The sequence below is a fragment of the Bradyrhizobium sp. BR13661 genome (assembly GCF_029892425.1).
Lineage (GTDB): Bacteria > Pseudomonadota > Alphaproteobacteria > Rhizobiales > Xanthobacteraceae > Bradyrhizobium.
Genome location: NZ_JARXWB010000002.1, coordinates 45,178 through 64,741, shown reverse-complemented (window position 1 = coordinate 64,741; position 19,564 = coordinate 45,178). Strand labels below are relative to the sequence as shown.

Annotated in this window: 14 protein-coding genes; 5 read left to right on the top strand and 9 right to left on the bottom strand. The window is 62.8% G+C overall.

Translation table 11 applies throughout. From position 1 onward, the window contains the following. Nucleotides 1-18 precede the first annotated feature (18 nt). The 3 genes from M2427_RS03505 (at nucleotide 19) to M2427_RS03495 (ending at nucleotide 4,023) form a co-directional block, all read left to right on the top strand. Complete coding sequence (locus M2427_RS03505) at nucleotides 19-588, top strand: class GN sortase (RefSeq protein ID WP_280704768.1); 570 nt, start codon at nucleotides 19-21, stop codon at nucleotides 586-588. Nucleotides 589-733: 145 nt separating this feature from the next. Next, entirely contained in the window at nucleotides 734-2,968 is a 2,235-nt protein-coding gene (locus M2427_RS03500) for an acetate--CoA ligase family protein (protein ID WP_280704767.1), read from the top strand. Nucleotides 2,969-3,189: 221 nt separating this feature from the next. Beyond that, nucleotides 3,190-4,023: an MlaD family protein gene (locus M2427_RS03495; RefSeq protein ID WP_280704766.1), complete on the top strand. Its 834-nt coding sequence runs from the start codon at nucleotides 3,190-3,192 to the stop codon at nucleotides 4,021-4,023. 3 nt (nucleotides 4,024-4,026) lie between these two features. On the opposite strand, the gene M2427_RS03490 is transcribed toward M2427_RS03495, so the two are convergent. From M2427_RS03490 to urtA, 9 genes are all read right to left on the bottom strand, one after another. Continuing rightward, on the bottom strand, nucleotides 4,027-6,864 hold the full coding sequence (locus M2427_RS03490; RefSeq protein WP_280704765.1) for an autotransporter outer membrane beta-barrel domain-containing protein: 2,838 nt from the start codon (nucleotides 6,862-6,864) through the stop codon (nucleotides 4,027-4,029). A gap of 356 nt (nucleotides 6,865-7,220) precedes the next feature. Then, nucleotides 7,221-8,261 (bottom strand): aliphatic amidase, encoded by a 1,041-nt coding sequence (locus tag M2427_RS03485; protein ID WP_280704764.1) that lies wholly within the window; start codon nucleotides 8,259-8,261, stop codon nucleotides 7,221-7,223. 53 nt (nucleotides 8,262-8,314) lie between these two features. Continuing rightward, nucleotides 8,315-8,692 carry a zinc ribbon domain-containing protein gene (locus tag M2427_RS03480; protein ID WP_280704763.1) on the bottom strand — a complete coding sequence of 126 codons (378 nt, stop codon included), beginning with the start codon at nucleotides 8,690-8,692 and terminating at the stop codon, nucleotides 8,315-8,317. A gap of 91 nt (nucleotides 8,693-8,783) precedes the next feature. After that, entirely contained in the window at nucleotides 8,784-10,013 is a 1,230-nt protein-coding gene (gene fmdA, locus M2427_RS03475) for a formamidase (RefSeq protein ID WP_018316778.1), read from the bottom strand. 28 nt (nucleotides 10,014-10,041) lie between these two features. After that, nucleotides 10,042-10,731 carry an urea ABC transporter ATP-binding subunit UrtE gene (urtE, locus tag M2427_RS03470; RefSeq protein WP_280704762.1) on the bottom strand — a complete coding sequence of 230 codons (690 nt, stop codon included), beginning with the start codon at nucleotides 10,729-10,731 and terminating at the stop codon, nucleotides 10,042-10,044. A gap of 12 nt (nucleotides 10,732-10,743) precedes the next feature. After that, nucleotides 10,744-11,499 (bottom strand): urea ABC transporter ATP-binding protein UrtD, encoded by a 756-nt coding sequence (gene urtD, locus M2427_RS03465; protein WP_212241142.1) that lies wholly within the window; start codon nucleotides 11,497-11,499, stop codon nucleotides 10,744-10,746. Between the two features lie 10 nt (nucleotides 11,500-11,509). Then, nucleotides 11,510-12,652, bottom strand: coding sequence for an urea ABC transporter permease subunit UrtC (gene urtC, locus M2427_RS03460; RefSeq protein ID WP_280704760.1), 1,143 nt, complete (start codon nucleotides 12,650-12,652; stop codon nucleotides 11,510-11,512). Between the two features lie 18 nt (nucleotides 12,653-12,670). Next, entirely contained in the window at nucleotides 12,671-13,597 is a 927-nt protein-coding gene (gene urtB, locus M2427_RS03455) for an urea ABC transporter permease subunit UrtB (RefSeq protein WP_280704759.1), read from the bottom strand. A 133-nt stretch (nucleotides 13,598-13,730) separates the two neighbouring features. Further along, nucleotides 13,731-14,990 (bottom strand): urea ABC transporter substrate-binding protein, encoded by a 1,260-nt coding sequence (gene urtA / locus M2427_RS03450; protein ID WP_280704757.1) that lies wholly within the window; start codon nucleotides 14,988-14,990, stop codon nucleotides 13,731-13,733. A 177-nt stretch (nucleotides 14,991-15,167) separates the two neighbouring features. Here urtA and M2427_RS03445 point away from each other — a divergent pair, with 177 nt between their 5' ends. Then, nucleotides 15,168-18,539: an ATP-binding protein gene (locus tag M2427_RS03445; RefSeq protein WP_280704755.1), complete on the top strand. Its 3,372-nt coding sequence runs from the start codon at nucleotides 15,168-15,170 to the stop codon at nucleotides 18,537-18,539. Continuing rightward, nucleotides 18,523-19,449 carry a response regulator gene (locus M2427_RS03440; protein WP_280704754.1) on the top strand — a complete coding sequence of 309 codons (927 nt, stop codon included), beginning with the start codon at nucleotides 18,523-18,525 and terminating at the stop codon, nucleotides 19,447-19,449. The genes M2427_RS03445 and M2427_RS03440 overlap by 17 nt, the downstream gene beginning before the upstream one ends. Nucleotides 19,450-19,564 lie beyond the last annotated feature (115 nt).

Below are 19,564 nucleotides of genomic sequence, written 5' to 3'. Positions count from 1 at the left end.
CCGTCATTGGTGGAACCAATGCCTCGCCTCATCTCGCCCCTGGCGCTTGCGCTGATCGGCATCATCCTGTTCGGCGACGGCGCCTACATCCACGCCAAGGCGTGGCTCGCGCAGGTGCTGCTGGAGCGCGCCTTCGACAGGAGCATAGCGGCCGGCCAACCCGTCAAACCATGGTCCTGGGCCGATACCTGGCCGGTGGCACGGATCGAGGTCAAGCGGATCGGTGCCAGCGCTATCGTGCTCGCCGGCACCAGCGGCCAGGCTCTTGCCTTCGGACCCGGTCATCTTGATCAAACGGTGGAGGCCGGCGAGCGCGGCGTCGCCGTTTATGCAGCCCATCGCGATACCCATTTTCGCTTCCTGCGGGATGTTGCCATGGGTGACGAAATCGATGTCACCCGCAATGATGGCAGACGTTTTCGCTATCGCGCGGATTCCTCCACGATTGTCCGCTTCGACGCGTCAGGCATCGATCCCGCCGCGGCGGATGTCGAGCTCGTGCTTGCGACTTGCTGGCCGTTCGATGCCGTCACGTCGGGTCCCGAACGTTACCTGCTGCATGCCACCTTGATCGGAGATCGTGAATAGCCTCGGCGTGCGATTGAGGGTTTCACTTGCGATCCGCTTGCGCATTCCGCCATGCGGCATGCAGCCCCGCTGGTTGCCACTCCGCGCAACTCACCCTACGATCAGACGACACATTGCCAAGAAGAACAACAGCTGAGGTCACGCCATGGAAGCTCAGGTCTCTGCAGCGCAAGTCTCTGCAGCGTCGGTTCCTGCCCGCCCATGGTCTCCGTCTCCCGATGCGAGCGACGTCGTCAAGGGCATTCACGCCATGCTGCATCCGCACAACATCGTGCTGGTGGGCGCGACCGACAAGCCGGGCAATTACGCAGAGCGCATCTGGAACAATCTGGTCAAATACGGCTTCGAGGGCGGGCTCTATCCGGTCAACGCCAAGCGCCAGACCATCTGGGGCGTGCCTTGTTACAAGGATTTTGCGAGCCTGCCTGAAAAGCCCGATCATGTTCTGGTGCTGGTGCCCGCACGCTTTGCCGTGCAGGTGATCCGCGACGCTGCCGCGGCCGGTGCGCGGTCGGCCACCATCGTCACCTCGGGCTTCAGCGAGCTGCAGGACGCGGAAAGCCAGAAGCTCGCCGCCGAGCTGCAACAGGCCGTGCACGAAACGGGACTCGCCGTCACCGGCCCGAACTGCCTCGGCAATCTGAGCGCCGGCGAAAAGCTCTTCACCAATATCGACGACCGCCTGGTCACCATGGAACAGGGCGCGGTGGCGATCGCCGGGCAATCCGGCGCCATCGTCATGGCGATCCGACAGGCGCTGGAGGATCGCGGCGTCGGTGTCGGCTACATGGTGACCACGGGCAACGAGACCGGGCTCGAGACACCGGACCTGATGCGCTATTTCGCCGAGGATCCAAGCGTCAAGGTTATCGTGGTCTATCTCGAAGGCGTGCGCAACACCAGGGCGTTTCGCGACGCCTGCAAAGCCGCGCGCGCCGCGAGCAAGCCGGTGATCGCGCTCAAGCTCGGATCGTCGGAGGGTGGTCGCGCCGCCGCGATGGCGCATACCGGCGCGCTCGCAGGCTCGATCGAGACGTTCGATGCGATTGCAACCCGGGAAGGCGTGATCCGCGTGGCCGGGCTCGACGAATTGATCGAGACCACCGAATGCTTCGTCCACGCCACCGTGCCTAGGGGAGACCGGCTCGCGGCGGTGACGCTATCAGGCGGCAAGCGCGGCATGCTGATCGATGCTTTCTATGCACAAGGCCTGAATTTTGCGCCGCTCAGCCCGCATGTCAGCAGCGAGCTGGGAAAGATGCTCGGACCGGGCTCGATCGTCGGCAATCCGCTCGACGCCGGTTTCGCGGCGGTGGTCGATCCCTCCGTCTACATGAAGTCGATCAAGCTGATGATCGACGATCCAGACATCGACATCGTCATCATCGACGCCGAGTTTCCAAAGGCGCCCCATGAGCTGCGTGAGCGCAATTTGCGCATCGTCGACGAGATGGCGCGCCATGCGTCAAAACCGGTGATCTATATCAGCGCCATGTCGATCGGCTTCACCGAGTTCACCAAGGGTTTGCGCAAATCGCTGCCGCATCTCGCGGTGATGCAGGGCATGGACCGCGCGGTGACCGCGATCAAGTCGCTGCTGTCTTATGCCAAGCTGCGCAAGGAAGTGCCCGACATCGTCTCGAGCTCGAAGCCGGCCGCGCGCGCCGTGCTGGAGAAGGCATTGAAGTCGGCGAGCGGCGCCGCGCTCGACGAGGTCGCCTCGAAGAAGCTGCTGAAGGCCTACGGCATCCCGATCTCGAAAGAGGCAATCGCCCAGACGGCTGCGGAAGCCGCGAAGATCGCCAAGCAGATCGGTTTTCCCGTGGTCGCGAAAGTCGTCAGCGCCGAGATCCTGCACAAATCCGATATCGGCGGTGTGGTGCTGAACCTCAACAGCGCGGCCGAAGTGAAGAAGGCATTTGCCGATATCACTGCGCGCGTGAAGAAGCTCAAGGGCAAGCCTGGTCTCGATGGCATCCTGATCGCGCAGCAGGTCAAGGCGGATCTCGAGCTCGTGGTCGGCGCTTCGCTGGACGCCGAGATGGGGCCCGTCGTGCTGTTCGGAACCGGCGGGATCGACATCGAGCTGATGAAGGACGTGGCGCTTGCCGGCGCACCGCTGGACGAGGCCGAGGCGCGGCTCCTGATCGGCCGCACCAAGGCCGGCATCAAGATGCGCGGCTATCGCGGCAAGCCGGCTCTGCACGAGGCTTCCGCCGTGAAAGCGCTGGTTGGCATGTCCAACCTGATCGCGGATGCCGGCGACCGGATCGCCTCGATCGACGTCAATCCGTTCCTGATCAACACCAGGACGGGCGTCGCCGTCGATGCGCTGATCGTGCTGAACAACGTCGCGGCCAAGCGCGCCGCCAAGCATTGATGTCGCGTAGGGCGGATGAGCCACCGGGTCCGCGCTATGCGCGGCCCGATGACAGGCTCCGCATAATCCGCCACCTGGTACAGGATGAAAAAGGCGGCGGGTTACGCTTCGGCCGTCGCTCTTCGAGCTATGGCGGACAAGTCGTTAACCCGCCCACGCTACCATTGCGGCCGTCCGGCCTCCTTCCAACTTCCCCGCTTTGGTCGTAAAATCGCAACTACATGGCACGCGCGAGCAATCTGGTGATTGGAACGGCGACGCTGACGGTCATCGCCGTCGCGTTCGGCGGCTTGCTTGGCGTGCAGAAATGGCGCGCCAGCCAGAGCCGCAGCCAGCTGCGCGTCGTGTTCGAAGGTGGTTCCGCAAGCGGGCTGCGCCGCGGCGGCCCGGTCAATTTCGACGGCGTGCCAGCCGGCCAGATCCTGTCGATCAAACTGGAGAGTCCGCGCAAGGTCGTGGCACTGGTGTCGCTCGACAACGCCGCGCCGCTTCGCAAGGACACGGTGGCCGGCATCGAGTTCCAGGGTCTCACCGGGATCGCCGCAGTCTCGCTGATCGGCGGCGCCCCCTCCGCGCCTCCGGTGCCGCTGGATTCGGACGGCATCCCCGTGTTGACCGCAGATCTCAGCGATGCCGAGTCCATCGTCGATACGCTGCACAGCGTCGACCGCACGATCGTGAGCAACGCGCCGGCGATCAAGGAGGGCCTGCGCACGTTCGAAACCTACACCGCCGATCTCACCCGCAAGGGTGACGAGATCGACGCGGTGATGCTCAAGGTGGACGATGCATTTGCCGGCTTCGACAAGGCGGTCACGAAGATAGAGGGCGTGGTGCCGGGCTTCGTCGACGGCAAGGCCGACGAACTGTTCGAGAAGGTGAAGGGGCTGCACGAGCTCGCCGACACCATGAAGAAGAAATCGGCAAGCTTCCTCGAGGACACCCGCCGCTCGCTGCTCGATGTCAGCGAAGCCGCCAACAAGATGAGCGGAGCGTCCGCACCCACCGTTGCTGCTCCGCGTCCGCCGCGCAAACCGGCGCAACAGAAACGGTAGCGTCTACCAAGTGTAGCGTACGAGGCCCTTGCCGGCGTAGGAGCGCGTGACGTTCGAGAATTCGCCCTCGAAGGTCGCCGACGCGGACCAGCCGTTCATCCAGTTCATCTGCACGGAGGCCGTCGTCAACGCGGCATCGCGCGACAGCGCGGCGCCGTTCACGACGATGGCCGAACCCGGCAGCGTCTGGAACACTGCGCCGACCGCGCGATCCGGGTTGAAATCATGCGCCCAGGCGGCGCGGCCGCGCAACGTCACCACGCCGCCGGCAGCGGCAAATGATTTGTCAGCGCGCAGGCCGAGCTCGGTGCGTGTGCTGGTCACGTCCTTGGCGGCATAGTTGAGCGCGAACGTGTTGTTGCCGACCACGGCGAATTCCGAATAGCCCGGCAGATTGAACATCGTCGCCTGGAGCGCGGCATAAGGCGTCAGACCGATCCATGGCGTCGCCTGGCGATAGCCGCCTTCGATACGGCCCGAAACGGCGTTGGCGTTGAACCGCGCACGCAACTGATCGGTGCCTGCAGCGGTGACGATGCGATTGGTGGTGACATCCTGCCAGCCATAGGCCAGCGCCGCCGTGATATAGGCGGGCCCGGCGTTGTGACGAACGAAAGCACCGGCCTGGAACAGGTCCGAATGGCCCCAGCCCAGTCCGTTGACACCGAAGCCGGTGCCACCGCCGGCGAGCGCGAAACCCGCGACCGTCGACGGTGAGAAGCGATAGTCGAGCCCGACCGCGGTACCGTAGATGCTGCTGTTGGTGTTGTTCGAGCCGAGTGCCGCACGACCGTCGGTGGTCTGCGAGCCGCCGTAGCCGGCCACCCAGACATCCCAGCGTTGCTCGAATGTCGGTGCCGGGACCTTGCGATAGATCGAGGCAAAGGCATCACTCGGGCGTTTGCCCGATGCAGCATAGGCATCCGCGCTGGTCTCATCGGCATAGGGCGTCGGACCGGGAGCGCTGCTGCGCCCTCCGCCGAACACGTCGGTCAACAGACTCATGAACAGGTTCATCGCGTTGAAGGTCGTCTGCTGCGATCCTGTTGCGGGTTCACCAGCGGCCTGCGTCAGGCCACCGCGATTAAGACCGGCGAATTCTGCTTGCAGCCCGCCATTGGCGTTGAAGAAATTCTGAAGCGTCGTCGCGACGTTCTGCTGATTGATGTTGAGCCCGTTTTTCGCACCATAATTCAGCGTGAAATCGAGAAACACCTGGTTCGACCCGACAGTCGTCGTGCCGATCAGCCCCCCTGGCGCAGCAACGCCGGCAAAATTGCCGGTGGCCGTGCCGGCAAAATCCATGATCGAATAGTGCTTCATGACGGTGCTGCCCGGCGACAACGCAACGCCGACCGTACCGTTCAGCGCGACATTGCCGGTAACGACCGCATGGCTCGTGCTGGATACGCTGCCCACCTGAACGGCATAAATCGAGCCGGCCGCAAGGCCGAGATTACCGTGAACCTGCATGCTCGAGCCGGCGGCACCGTTGCCGGGCGCATAGATGCCGCCGTTGGCGATGAAAGTGTTGCCGACGATACCGGCGCCGTAAAGTGCGCCGCCCGCATTCACGGTGGTCAGGTTAGATGCGGAGATGTCGCCATCCACGCGCAGGATGCCGCCATTGACGGTCGTCGTTCCAGTGTAGGTGTTCGTGCCGGAGAGGATCAGCATTCCGCTGCCGACTTTTTCCAGCGAGCCAGGTCCGGCGGCTCCGCAGCCGCAGGGATTGAAATCGCCGATGACGCCGCTGACTTCGGTCGACAGATTGTTGCTGCCCACGACGAGCGTGTTGCCGCCACCGATATAATAGAGGCCGCTGCCCTGGATCGATCCTGCGCTGATGCGCCCGTCGCCGGCCGGGCCGGTGCCGCCGCCGAAATCGGTGATGCCGGTGCCGCTGGTCATGAAGCGGGCATTGCCGCCGGTGGAATTGTCGAAGAACTGGGTCTCGCTGCCGCTCTTGGTAATGATGGTGGCCGAGCCCGCCGAGGCCTGGTCGACGAATCTGATGATGCCGTGATTCTGGTTCGTGATGCTGGCCGAGCTCGCACTGGTCTGGCTGAAGAAGACGATCAAGCCGGCATCGTTGGTGATGGTCGCCCGTCCGGCCGTCGCAGTGGCACTAGCGACCCCGGTCGGATCGCCGAAAAACAGCTGGCCGTTATTGGTAATCGCCATGGAGCTGGCGGAGGTGGCATTGAGGAACATCATCGCTCCGGAGACAGCGTTCGTGAGCGACGTGACTCCCGACATGTCGGCGTTGACGATCTTGAAGAGGCCCTCGTTGGTGACGCTGCCGATGATGGCGGCGGTATGGGTCGCATCACCAAGCTGCAGCGAGCCGCAGAAGCAGATGAAGGTGTCACCGGTATAAGAGTTGGCGCCGAGCAATGCCAGAAAACCGGGTCCCTGCACCGAGATGCCGCCAGTGCCGACGATGCGGGAAGCGATCGCAGCCGATGGATCGCCGGTGCCGGTCACGTCATTGGTGAAGAACGTGGTGCCACCCGAGGCCAGCCTGAGGTCGCCGCCCTGGATGGTATAGATCGAGCCGTCGCCGGTGAGGTCGAAACCGACGAGGCTGCTGAGCTGGACGCCGCCTGGCGTCACCGTCACCGTTCCACCCGTCGCAGGTGTCGGAAGGACGCCGTTGCCGAACACCGTGACTGTCGCGGGATCATACGCCGTGCTGGTCGTCCCGGACGAATTCGTCCAGTTCGTCGTGGTGTTGTCCCAGACACCGCCACCACCGTTGATCGAGCCGTTCGGCGTGGTCTGCGATCCGTTGAAGAATTGCTGGGCTGCTGCGGGGCTGGCAACAGCGGCCAGACCCAAGGCAAGACCCAAGGCAAGACCAAGCCAAGCGGCTGCGGCAACGATCCGGCGCGAGCAACCCTGCCCGCTCGATAGCGACCCAGCCAACACACGCAACCCCTGACCCGTGGCGCTCCTGCGGCACCATCAGGATACCTAAAACATAGGGGCGGCCGGTAAAACTACGGACGGGTCAGAATCTCCCCGATGGAGCCGCAACTTAGGCAGATTTGATACATTCTGTTGCAACCGGGCCACGTTTTGACACGCTCAACTCCCAATCCGCGCAAGCAAAACTGCGATAAAATGTCGGATCATCTACCTCGATGACCAACCTTTTGAGGGCCGGTTGCCTGCCCCGCGGCACCCGCCATGACCTAGTAATTGCTTGGCGCGGCCTCGTTCGGGATGCCGTCGATCGGGCATTCGGCCGTACCAGCGGTCGAGCGCGTCATCGCCTCGACCATGTCGCGCGTGCCTTCGGGATCGGCGATCCAGTTCTTGTAGAAATCATAGGGGCAGGCCGCGACGCCACGCGGGCTTTCACCGGAATTGATCATGCCGGTATAGCCGCGGTGGACCAGCTTGTAGAGATGGTTCTGTGACTGGCCGTTGCGGCGCGCATCGCGGATCAGATGTTTCGAGAGCTGGGCGTACTGGATGCCGTAGTCCTCCTCGCCGCACTCGCCGAGCGTGCGCCCGTCGAAACCGATGATCGCGGAGTGGCCGAAATACGAGTAGACGCCGTCGAAGCCGGCGGCATTGGCGACCGCGACATAGACATTGTTGGCCCACGCCATCGCCTTGGAGATCAGGATCTGCTGCTCCTTGGCCGGATACATGTAGCCCTGGCAGCGCACGATCAGCTCGGCGCCCTTCATGGCGCAGTCGCGCCAGATCTCGGGGAAATTGCCGTCGTCGCAGATGATCAGGCTGACCTTCATCCCCTTCGGGCCTTCGGAGACGTAGGTGCAATTGCCGGGATACCAGCCCTCGATCGGTACCCAGGGCATGATCTTGCGATATTTCTGAACGATCTCGCCCTTGTCGTTCATCAGGATCAGCGTGTTGTAGGGCGCCTTGTGCGGATGCTCCTCGTGGCGCTCGCCGGTGAGCGAGAACACGCCCCAAACTTTGGCCTTGCGGCAGGCTTCCGCAAAGATCGCGGTCTCTTCTCCGGGCACGGCAGAGGCCGTCTCGTACATCTCCTTGGAGTCGTACATGATGCCTTGCGTGGAATATTCCGGGAAAATCACCAGGTCCATGCCGGGCAGGCCGGCCTTCATGCCCACCAGCATGTCGGCGATCTTGCGGGCGTTGTCGAGCACCTCCGCCTTGGTGTGCAGGCGGGGCATCTTGTAATTGACGACTGCAACGCCGACGGTGTCGTTGCTCGAGGAAATATCGCCGTGAAGCATGTTGGACGCTCCTGTCTTTTCTTTGTTCGAGGTTGCCGCCGATCAGGCGTGCGTTAGTGGCTGATCATCCAGGGCCGCGCGGTCGGAAAGCCCTTGGCGCCGCTCTTGGTCTTGGTCACCAGCCGCGCGGGCTTCTTCTTGTCCGTGGAGCTCTTGTCCTTCACTGTCTTTCCCGACGAGCAGCAGCCGCAACCGGGGCCATGCGAGGCCTTGTATTGCGCTGATGTCTGCGGCGCATGCGAGCTGCGCTCGTTGACGGCGTGCGCCTTGCGCTTGTCCGCCGGCATGCAGAAGAAATTCGGTGCGGTCAGGATCACGCGCGGCGCCGATGCCTCGCAATGCGGGCAGTTTTGCGGATCGTCGCACTCCGCCATCGGGCGCAGATCCTTGAAGGGTCCGCAGTCGTCACAGAGATATTCATAGACCGGCATCGCATCATCCCTACGCTATTGCCTGTTCAACACGCCTCGCGGCGGATGCGGGGCGGCAAGAGGCGCCGTCCCGCATCCCGTCGCGCAGGGACTATTTGTCCGGTGAGATCGGCATCTGGATGTCGCCGGTGATGTGCTTGATCGGCCCCGCCGCCGACGGCATCACGTCGAAGTCGAAGATCTCCGTCGGCAGCCACAGCGTAGCGCAGGCATTGGGCACGTCGACAACGCCTGAGATGTGGCCCTGACACGGCGCGGTGCCGAGGATCGAATAGGCCTGGGCACCGGAATAGCCGAACTTCTTCAGGTACTCGATCGCGTTCAAGCACGCCTGACGATAGGCGATGTGGACGTCGAGATAGTGCTGCTTGCCGGCCTCGTCGACCGAGATGCCCTCGAAGATCAGATAGTCCTTGTAGTTCGGCGTGATCGGCGACGGCTTGAAGATCGGGTTCTTGATCCCGTATTTCGACATGCCGTCCTTGATCACCTCGACCTTCAGATGCAGCCAGCCGGCCATTTCGATCGCGCCGCAGAAGGTGATCTCGCCATCGCCCTGGCTGAAATGCAGGTCGCCCATCGAAAGACCGGCACCGGGCACGTAGACCGGGAAGTAGATCTTCGAGCCGCGCGAAAGATCCTTGATGTCGCAATTGCCGCCATGCTCGCGCGGCGGCACGGTGCGGGCGCCTTCCGCGCCGATCTTGGCCTTGACGTCGCCCTTGGCACGGCCGCCATGGGCGGTCGCCGCGAATGGCGGATTGGCCAGACCAGGCACGCGAGTCGGGTTGGTCGAGATCAGTTCGGCCTCGCGCTTGTTCCAGGTCTCCAGCATCTTCGGATCGGGCAGACAGCCGATCAGGCCGGGGTGGATGAGCCCTGCGAAATTCACGCCGGGCACGTGACGCGACGAGGTGTAAAGGCCCTTGATGTCCCAGATCGACTTCTGCGCCAGCGGGAAATGGTCGGTGAGGAAGCCGCCGCCATTCTGCTTGGAGAAGAAGCCGTTGAAGCCCCAGAGGCTCTCCTTCATCGGGCCGACGTCGAGCAGGTCAACCACCAGAAGGTCGCCGGGTTCGGCGCCCTTGACGCCGATCGGACCAGAGAGGAAGTGCACGATCGAGAGATCGATGTCGCGCACGTCGTCGGCGGAATCGTTGTTCTTGATGAAGCCGCCGGTCCAGTCATAAGTCTCAATGATGAAATCGTCGCCGGGATTGACCCAGGCCACGATCGGAATGTCGGGGTGCCAGCGATTGTGCACCATGTCATTTTCGTAAGCCGACTTGGTGAGATCGACCTTGATCAGTGTCTCTGGCATCGAGATGCTCCCCTTTTACTGCGGTTGGTTAGACGGACAGATATTTCGAGACCTGCGCGGCATCGACGCTGTCGCGCGGGTCATCGCGCACGATTGCGCCGTTCTCGATGACCAGCACGCGGTCGGCGATATCGAGCGCGAAGCTCAGGACCTGCTCGGACACGACGATCGACAGGCCCTTCTCGTCGCGGATGCGCTTGAGCGTCCGCGCCATGTCCTTGATGATCGACGGCTGGATGCCTTCGGTCGGCTCGTCGAGCAGCAGCACTTTCGGTTTGGTCGCGAGCGCGCGGGCGATCGCCAGCTGCTGTTGTTGCCCGCCGGAAAGATTGCCGCCACGACGGCCCTTCATCTCCAGCAGCACCGGAAACAGCTCATAGATGTCGCTGGGCACCTCGGAACCGCCGGAGACCACGAGACCGGTCTCGATGTTCTCCTTCACCGTCATGGTGGAGAAGATCATGCGGCCCTGTGGAACGTAGGCGAGGCCCTTGGCGACGCGCTCATAGCTCGGCAGGCCGACCAGTTCCGCACCGTCCATGTTCACCGAGCCGCTCTTCGTCGGCAGGATGCCCATCAGCGATTTCATCAGCGTGGTCTTGCCCATGCCGTTGCGGCCCATGATCGCGACGATCTCGTTGGGCGCGACCTTGACGTTGAGCCCGTGAAGCACCTCGCTCTGGCCGTAGGCGACGTGAAGATCGGAAATTGCCAGCATCGTCACGCCTCCTTAATGCCCCAAATACACTTCGATGACCTTGGGATCGTTCTGCACCTTCTCCATGGTCCCCTCGGAGAGGATCTGGCCCTGATGCAGCACGGTGACCTTGTGCGCGATGTCCTCGACGAACTTCATGTCGTGCTCGATCACCAGCACCGACCGGTTCTTGATGATGCGATTGAGCAGCTCGGCGGTCTTGGCGCGCTCGGACACACTCATCCCGGCGACGGGCTCGTCCAGCATCAGAAGGTCCGGGTCCTGGATCAGCAGCATGCCGATCTCGAGCCATTGCTTCTGGCCATGGCTGAGCAGATCGGCGCTCATGTTCAGCTTGTCCTTCAGGAAAATCATTTCCGCGACCTCATGCACCCGGTCGCGCACGGCGGCGTCGCGGGTGAAGGTCAGCGCGCCGAACACCGAGCGTCCGCGCGGATAGGAGATCTCGAGATTCTCGAACACCGTGAGGTCGTCGTAGATCGACGGGTTCTGGAATTTGCGACCGACACCGGTCTTGACGATCTCGTTCTCCTTCATCCGTGTCAGCTCCTTGCCGCGGAACTGGATCGAGCCCGAGGTCGCTTTGGTCTTGCCGCAGATCAGGTCAAGCACGGTGGTCTTGCCGGCACCGTTCGGGCCGATGATCACGCGGATCTCGTTTTCATCGACGTAGAAGGAGAGATCGTTGACCGCCTTGAAGCCGTCGAACGACACGGTGAGAGCTTCGACTGCGAGCAGGAATTCCTTGGGCTGGTGTCCTATTAGCATGATGATCTCCTCACTCCGCCGGGGCGCCGTCGGCGACCGAGCTGTCGGTCCAGCCTTCAGGCTTGGGTTTGCGCGACGCGATCAGGCGATCGATGCGCGGCTGCACATAGTCGCCCCAGATCCCCGCAAGACCGTTCGGGAATGCGAGCACCACGGCGATGAAGAGACCGCCGAGGCCAAACAGCCACAATTCGGGGAAAGTCTCCGACAGGCTGGTCTTGGCGAAGTTCACCAGCAGCGTGCCGTAGATCGCCCCCAGGATCGACAGCCGGCCGCCGACCGCGGTGTAGATCACCATTTCGATCGACGGCACGATGCCGACGAAGGACGGCGACATGAAGCCGACATTGAGCGCGAACATGGCGCCGCCGATCGCGGCGAACACGGCGGCGATGCAGAAGGCGAAGATCTTGAAGTTGGCGACGCTGTAGCCGGAGAAGCGGACCCGGTCCTCCTTCTCGCGCATCGCAACCAGGATGCGCCCGAGCTTGGAGTGCCGGACGAACTGCGCGATCATGATGCAGACGAACAGGCAGCCGACCTCGAAGAAGTACAGCACGATCTTGGCGTGGTCGGGCCTGATGTCCCAACCCTTCAGGGTCCGCAGGTCGGTCATGCCGTTGATACCGCCGGTGTAACCCTGTTGGCCCACGATCAGGATGGTGAGGATCGCCGCGACCGCCTGTGTGATGATCGCGAAGTAAGTGCCGCCGACGCGGCGCTTGAACATCGCCGTGCCGATGATCAGCGCGAAGATACCGGGCACCAGGATGATGGCCGCGATGGTCAAGGTGAGGCTGTGAAACGGCTTCCAGAACAGCGGCAACGCCGTGATCTGATTCCAGTCCATGAAATCAGGGATGCCAGGGGTCGACTGGATCTTGGTGTTCTCCACGCTCGACGCTTCGAGCTTGAGGAACATCGCCATGCAGTAGCCACCGAGCCCGAAGAACACGCCCTGGCCGAGGCTGAGAATGCCGCCATAGCCCCAGCAGATCACCAGCCCCAGCGCGACGAAGGCGTAGGTCAGATATTTGGCGACCAGATTGAGCCTGAAGACGTCGAGCGTGAGCGGCAGCACCACCACCAGGAAGACCGCGAGCACCAGAATTCCGATGAGCTCCGATCGATTGAAGAACCTGTTATCGGTCATTGCATCAGCCTCACATTCTCACTTGCGGACTTTGAGGGCGAACAGCCCCTGCGGCCGCAGCATCAGGATTCCGACAACGGCGAGCAGCGTCAGCACCTTGGCCATCGAGCCCGACATGAAGAACTCGAGGGTGGATTGCGTCTGCGAGATCGAGAAGGCCGAGGCGATGGTGCCGACGAGGCTCGCGGCGCCGCCGAACACGACCACGAGGAATGTGTCGACGATATAGAGCTGTCCGGAGGTCGGCCCGGTCGAGCCGATCATCGTAAAGGCGCTGCCGGCGACACCGGCAATGCCGCAGCCGAGGCCAAACGTGTAGCGGTCGACTTTCTCGGTGTTGATGCCAACCGCGCCGGCCATGATGCGGTTCTGCACGACGGCCCGGACCTGGCGGCCCCAGCGCGATTTGTACATGACATAGGCGACGCCGACGGTGATCAGCACCGTCAGGCACATCACGAAGACGCCGTTGATCGGCACTTCGATGCTGCTGGTCACCTGCAGCGAGCCGAGCATCCATTGCGGCAGCTCGACGCCGACCTCACGCGCGCCGAACACGGAGCGGTAGGCCTGCTGCAGCATCAGGCTGAGGCCCCAGGTGGCGAGCAGCGTGTCGAGCGGGCGCTTGTAGAGATGACGTATCAACGCCCATTCGACCAGCATTCCCAGCGCACCTGATGCGATGAAGGCCAGGATCATCGCGAGGAAGAAGTAGCCGCTGAACAGGCTCGGCAAATAGGACTGGAAGAAATTCGAGGTCATCCAGGTGACGTAGGCCCCGAGGATCATGAACTCGCCATGGGCCATGTTGATGACGCCCATCTGACCGAAGATGATCGCAAGACCGAGTGCCATCAGCACGTAGACCGAGAACAGGATCAGACCCGCAAAGCCCTGCATGACGAAGATGGAGCCAAGATCACCAAGCGAATAGTCGCCGAACATCGATGTCCTCCGTCGGGGAATAGGGTCCCGCGTCGCGAGCAAATTCGCGACGCGGGGGTCTTGGGCGTGGAGTTGCAATCCACGCCAGGGAGCTGCTTGAGCTTGGAAGAAACCGCGGCGGACGCCGCGTCCCTTACTGGTAACCCTTGGGGAACGGATCCGGCTCGACGAGATCGGCGGTCTCGTAGATCAGCTCGAACTGGCCATCGAGCTTGGCGCGACCCACGCGGGTCTTCGACCAGAGGTGATGGTTCTCGTGGATACGCACGTAGCCTTCGGGTGCGCCCTTGAACTCGACACCGGGCGACGCCGCCGCGATCTTGTCGACGTCGAAGGAGCCGGCCTTCTCGACCGTCAACTTCCACAGCCACGGGCCGAGATAGGCAGCCTGGGTGACGTCTCCGATCACAGTCTTTTCGCCCCACATCTTCTTGAACGCGGGCACGAAGGCCTTGTTGTTCGGATTGTCGAGCGACTGGAAGTACTTCATGCAGGCATAGGCACCCGCAATGTTCTCGCCGCCGATGCCGTCGATCTCGTCTTCGGTCACCGAGATGGTGAGCAGCGCCTGCTTGGAAAGGTCGATGCCGGCAGCCTTGAGCTGCTTGTAGAAGGCGACGTTGGAGCCGCCGACGACGTCGGTGAAGATCACGTCGGGCTTGGTCAGCTTGATCTTGTTGATGACCGAGTTGAACTGGGTATTGCCGAGCGGATAGTATTCCTCGCCGACGACCTTGCCCTTCAGCACGTTCTCGACGTGCTTGCGCGCGATCTTGTTGGAGGTGCGCGGCCAGATGTAGTCGGAGCCGATGAAGAAGAAGGTCTTCGCGCCCTTCTCCTTGGCGATCCAGTTCAGGCCGGCGAGGATCTGCTGGGTCGCCTCCTGGCCGGTGTAGATCACGTTCTTGGACTGCTCGAGGCCTTCATAGAAGGTCGGGTAGTAGAGCATGCCGTTGTACTGCTCGACCACAGGCAGCACCGCCTTGCGTGAGGCCGAGGTCCAGCAGCCCATGATCGCTGCAACCTTGTCGTTCACGAGCAGCTTCTTCGCCTTCTCCGCGAAAGTCGGCCAATCGCTGGCGCCGTCTTCCTGGATGAACTTGATCTTGCGCCCGAGTACGCCGCCGGCGGCGTTGATCTGCTCGATGGCGAGCTTTTCGGCCTCGATCGAGCCGGTTTCGGAGATCGCCATGGTGCCGGTCGCCGAGTGCAGGATGCCGACCGTCACCTCGGTATCGGTGACCGCGAGACCAGTGGTGTTGACCGCCGAGGTCGCGGGGGCCTGCGCAAAAGACGTCCGCGGCAGCATCGTGACGGCCGGGATGGCCGCCATTCCCATCAATAGTTTGCGCCGAAGCGGCGACAACAGGCCTTTGTTGGTTTCGTCTGACATGAGCACCCCACTGTTTGTTCGAGGACACGCGATTGGTGTCGTGAGGATGGCTCGAATTTGTGCACCGCAAGCATACGCAAGATCGCGTATACTGCACCGCAAAATACCGACGTAGGCTTTTGGTACGGGATTTGCGAGGTCGCGAGAGGTTCAGACGAGTTCGGGAGTGGGGTTTAAGTGGCAGGGCGGCAGCGGATAGACCGCGTCAGGCGCCAGTATAATCAATGGGTCGCCAACCAGACGCTGGAAGACTACGCGCTGCGCTTCACCGCCAAAAGCGCGCGGCGCTGGTCCGCCGCTCGCGTCGCCAACACCGCCATCGGCGCAATTTCGTTCCTGGTGCTGGAGGCGATCGGGGGCACCATCACCCTCAATTACGGCGTCACCAACGCTGCGGCCGCCATCCTCGTCGTCTCCACCATCATCTTTTTCTGCGGCGTTCCGATTGCCTATTATGCAGCCAAATGCGGCATCGACATTGACCTGCTCACCCGAGGTGCCGGCTTCGGCTATATCGGCTCGACCGTTACATCGCTGATCTACGCCTCCTTCACGTTCATCTTTTTTGCGATCGAGGCCGTGATCCTGGCGACCGCGCTCGAGATGTGCTTGGGCATCCCGCGCCCGATCGGGTATCTCATCAGCGCGGTCGCAATCATCCCGCTGGTGACATACGGCATCACGCTGATCAGCCGCTTCCAGCTCTGGACGCAGCCGCTCTGGGTCATTCTGCACATCCTGCCCTTCGGCGCGATCGCGTGGGCCAATCCGCACTCCTTCACGGAGTGGCACAAATTCGCCGGCGAGCATGGCGACCTCGGCGGGCATTTCGATCTGCTGCTGTTCGGTGTCGCCTCCTCCGTCGTGTTCTCGCTGATCGCGCAGATCGGAGAGCAAGTCGACTTCCTGCGATTTCTGCCGCGCGACCGTCGCACCTCCAAGGCCTCATGGTGGATCGCGCTGATGAGTGCGGGTCCGGGCTGGATCGTGCTCGGCGCGCTGAAGCTTCTGGCCGGCTCGTTCCTCGCCTTCTTCGCGCTGAGCCATGGCGTGCCGCCGGAGGAAGCGGCCGAGCCCGCGCATATGTATCTCGTGGCGTTTCGCTACGTGCTGTCGGATCCGGACCTCGCGCTGGCGCTGACCGGTTTCTTCGTGGTGCTGTCGCAGATCAAGATCAACGTCACCAACGCCTATGCCGGCTCGATCGCCTGGTCGAACTTCTTCTCGCGCCTGACGCACAGCCACCCCGGACGCGTGGTCTGGCTGGTTTTCAACGTGATGGTCGCGCTGCTCTTGATGGAGATTGGCGTCTACAAGGCGCTGGAGCAGACGCTCGCACTCTACTCCAACGTCGCGATTGCCTGGGTCGGCGCGCTGGTGTCCGATCTCGTGATCAACAAGCCACTCGGCTTGCGTCCACCGCAGATGGAGTTCAAGCGGGCGCATCTCTACGACATCAACCCGGTCGGCGTCGGCGCGATGACGCTTGCGATTATCATCTCGATCGCAGCTTTCTATGGCCTGTTCGGCCCGACCATGAAGGCACTGGCGGCGTTCGTTGCGCTGACGGTGGCTTTCGTCACCGCGCCTGTGATCGCCTGGCTCACGGATGGAAAATTCTACATCGCACGCAAGCCGAAGCGGAGCTGGGCCAATATCGAGTCGATCCAGTGCTGTATCTGCGAGCACAGTTTCGAGCCGGAGGACACCACCTCCTGCCCTGCCTATGCCGGCCCGATCTGCTCGCTGTGCTGCTCGCTCGACGCGCGCTGCCACGATCTCTGCAAGCCGCACGGGCGCGCGCAGGTGCAATTCTCCGAAGCACTCGGCAAGATCCTGCCGCAGCCGATCTATCAGCGCATCAACTCGCAATTCGGCCACTACATCGGCGTGTTCGTTGTGTCAGCCGGGCTCGTCGCGCTGGTGCTCGGGCTGATCTATCTGCAGACCTCGGCGAGCGTGCATGGCGAGACCTCGCTCGTCTCCAACGTGCTGTGGAAGGTGTTCTTCTCGCTCAGCATTATCATCGGCGTGGTCGCGTGGCTGTTCGTGCTGGCGCAGCAGAGCCGCCGCGCGGCGGAAGCCGAGACACGGCGGCAGACCACGCTCCTGATCCAGGAAATCGACGCGCACAAGCGTACTGACGCCGAGCTGCAGCGCGCCAAGGAGGTTGCCGAGTCCGCCAACCTCGCCAAGAGCCGCTATGTGGTGGGTCTGAGCCACGAGCTGCGCTCGCCGCTGAACGCGATCAGCGGCTACGCCCAATTGCTGGAGCAGGACGCGACACTCAACACCAAGCCGCGCGATCAGGTTCGCGTCGTCCGTCGTAGCGCCGATCACCTCTCCGGCCTGATCGACGGCATTCTGGACATTTCCAAGATCGAGGCCGGCAGGCTTTATCTGTCCCGCGACGAAGTCCGATTGAGCGAATTTCTCGATCAGCTGGTCGGCATGTTCCGCCTCCAGGCCGGCGCCAAGGGGATCGACTTCGTGTTCAGGCGGCCGGCCACACTGCCGACGGTGGTCTATGCCGACGAAAAACGGCTGCGCCAAGTGCTGATCAACCTGCTCTCCAACGCCATCAAGTTCACCCAGACCGGCAGCGTCCAGTTCGTGGTCCATTACCGTAGCCCGGTCGCGGAGTTCGAGATCATCGACACCGGGCCTGGCATCCAGGGCGACGACCTCGAACGCATCTTTGCGCCGTTCGAACGCGGCGCGCTCGGGGTCTCGCAGCCGCAGACCGGCACGGGACTGGGGCTGACCATCAGCCGGCTGCTCGCCGGCGTCATGGGCGGCGATATCAAGGTCGCCAGCACGGTCGGCCACGGCAGCACGTTCAAGGTCAAGATGCTGTTGTCGGAAGTCACGAATCCGAGGCGTACCGCGCCTGTAGAGGCGCCGGTCTCCGGCTATCAAGGCGCGCGCAAGACCATTCTGATCACCGACGACGATCCCGTGCATCGCGACCTCCTGCGCGAGGTGCTGACGCCGCTCGGCTTCATCCTGCTGAGCGCCGCGGACGGCCCCGGTTGTCTCGCGCTGGCGCAGCATTGCCGGCCTGATCTATTCTTGCTCGACATCTCGATGCCGGGCATGGACGGCTGGACCGTGGCGGAACAGCTGCGTGCAAACGGCCATCATCAGGCCCGCATCCTGATGGTGTCGGCCAGTGCGCTGGAAGCGCATGGCGCCCCCCTCGCACAGCCTTTCCACGACGGCTATCTGATGAAGCCGATCGATATACCGCGGCTGCTGGAATCCATTCGCCAATTGCTTAAGATCGAGTGGCAGTACAGCTCCGACGAGATCGTCGGACCGCTGTGGGACCCGGAGAGCGGTTCGCGGCCGCCGGTCAGGCACATCGAGGCGCTGATCGGGCTCGGTCAGATCGGTTACGTCAAAGCCATCCGGCTGAAGCTGGACGAGATCGACAGCGAGCACCCGGAGCATGCCGATTTCGTCGCCGAAATGCGATCGCTGGTCGATCGCTTCGACCTCGACCAATACATGACAACATTGAAAACACTGCATGCTTATGAGCATTGAGCCGAAAAAGCGCGACGTCGCGCTCGTTGTCGACGACTCGCCGGAGACGCTGAGGCTGCTGACCGACGCGCTTGACGGTGCCGGGATGACCGTGATGGTGGCGCTCGACGGCGCCAGCGCGATGCGCATCGTCGACCAGATCACCCCCGACATCGTGCTGCTCGATGCCGTGATGCCCGGTCTTGACGGCTTCGAGACCTGCCGACGGCTCAAGCGCGACGCGGGCCTTGCGAATGTCCCCGTGATCTTCATGACGGGCCTGGCAGAGACCGAGCACATCGTGCGCGGACTGGAAGCCGGCGGCGTCGACTATGTGACGAAGCCGATCGTCATCGAGGAAATGCTCGCGCGCATTCGGGTCCATCTTGGTAATGCGCGGTTGACCCAGAGCGCGCGCGCTGCGCTCGACGTTTCAGGCCGCTTCCTGTTTTCGGTCAACCGCCAGGGCCACATCCTCTGGGCAACGCCGCAGGCGCAGAAGCTGCTGGCCGATCATCACAGCGCTCAGGCCGACGACTTCGTCCTGCCGCCGTCATTGCTGCAATGGCTGGAGCAGGCAAAGGCCAAAGGCAGTGCGAAGTCCCAAGCTGCGTCCTTGCCCGACAATCCGCAGCTGCGGTTCTACTACATGGGCGAGACCGCGCCGAACGAATTTTTGCTGCGGCTGTCAAAGGAGTCCGGCACCGCCCTGCCGCCCGAATTCACCAGCGAGCTCGGCCTCACCACGCGCGAGGGCGAAGTGCTGGCCTGGCTGAGCAAGGGCAAGACCAACCGCGACATCGCGCAGATCTTGGGCCTCAGCCCGCGCACCGTCGACAAGCATCTGGAGCAGATCTACGCGAAGCTTGGCGTGGAGAATCGGACGGCGGCGGCTGCGATTGCGACGAACGCGACGAGGCGGAATTCGTAAGCGCACTGCGGACGAGTCGGCACGCCGCTTACCCAACAAACCGGCGTCGTCCTGGACAAGCGAAGCGCAGATCCAGGACCCATTACCACAGGGAGTAGTTTGCCGAAGACCCGTG

Excerpts from the sequence above, each read along its gene's own strand:
- M2427_RS03505 (WP_280704768.1), top strand. The coding sequence starts at position 19 with ATGCCTCGCCTCATCTCGCCCCTGGCGCTTGCGCTGATCGGCATCATC.
- M2427_RS03500 (WP_280704767.1), top strand. The coding sequence starts at position 734 with ATGGAAGCTCAGGTCTCTGCAGCGCAAGTCTCTGCAGCGTCGGTTCCT.
- M2427_RS03495 (WP_280704766.1), top strand. The coding sequence starts at position 3,190 with ATGGCACGCGCGAGCAATCTGGTGATTGGAACGGCGACGCTGACGGTC.
- M2427_RS03485 (WP_280704764.1), bottom strand. The coding sequence starts at position 8,261 with ATGCTTCACGGCGATATTTCCTCGAGCAACGACACCGTCGGCGTTGCA.
- M2427_RS03480 (WP_280704763.1), bottom strand. The coding sequence starts at position 8,692 with ATGCCGGTCTATGAATATCTCTGTGACGACTGCGGACCCTTCAAGGAT.
- fmdA (WP_018316778.1), bottom strand. The coding sequence starts at position 10,013 with ATGCCAGAGACACTGATCAAGGTCGATCTCACCAAGTCGGCTTACGAA.
- urtE (WP_280704762.1), bottom strand. The coding sequence starts at position 10,731 with ATGCTGGCAATTTCCGATCTTCACGTCGCCTACGGCCAGAGCGAGGTG.
- urtD (WP_212241142.1), bottom strand. The coding sequence starts at position 11,499 with ATGCTAATAGGACACCAGCCCAAGGAATTCCTGCTCGCAGTCGAAGCT.
- urtC (WP_280704760.1), bottom strand. The coding sequence starts at position 12,652 with ATGACCGATAACAGGTTCTTCAATCGATCGGAGCTCATCGGAATTCTG.
- urtB (WP_280704759.1), bottom strand. The coding sequence starts at position 13,597 with ATGTTCGGCGACTATTCGCTTGGTGATCTTGGCTCCATCTTCGTCATG.
- urtA (WP_280704757.1), bottom strand. The coding sequence starts at position 14,990 with ATGTCAGACGAAACCAACAAAGGCCTGTTGTCGCCGCTTCGGCGCAAA.
- M2427_RS03440 (WP_280704754.1), top strand. The coding sequence starts at position 18,523 with ATGCTTATGAGCATTGAGCCGAAAAAGCGCGACGTCGCGCTCGTTGTC.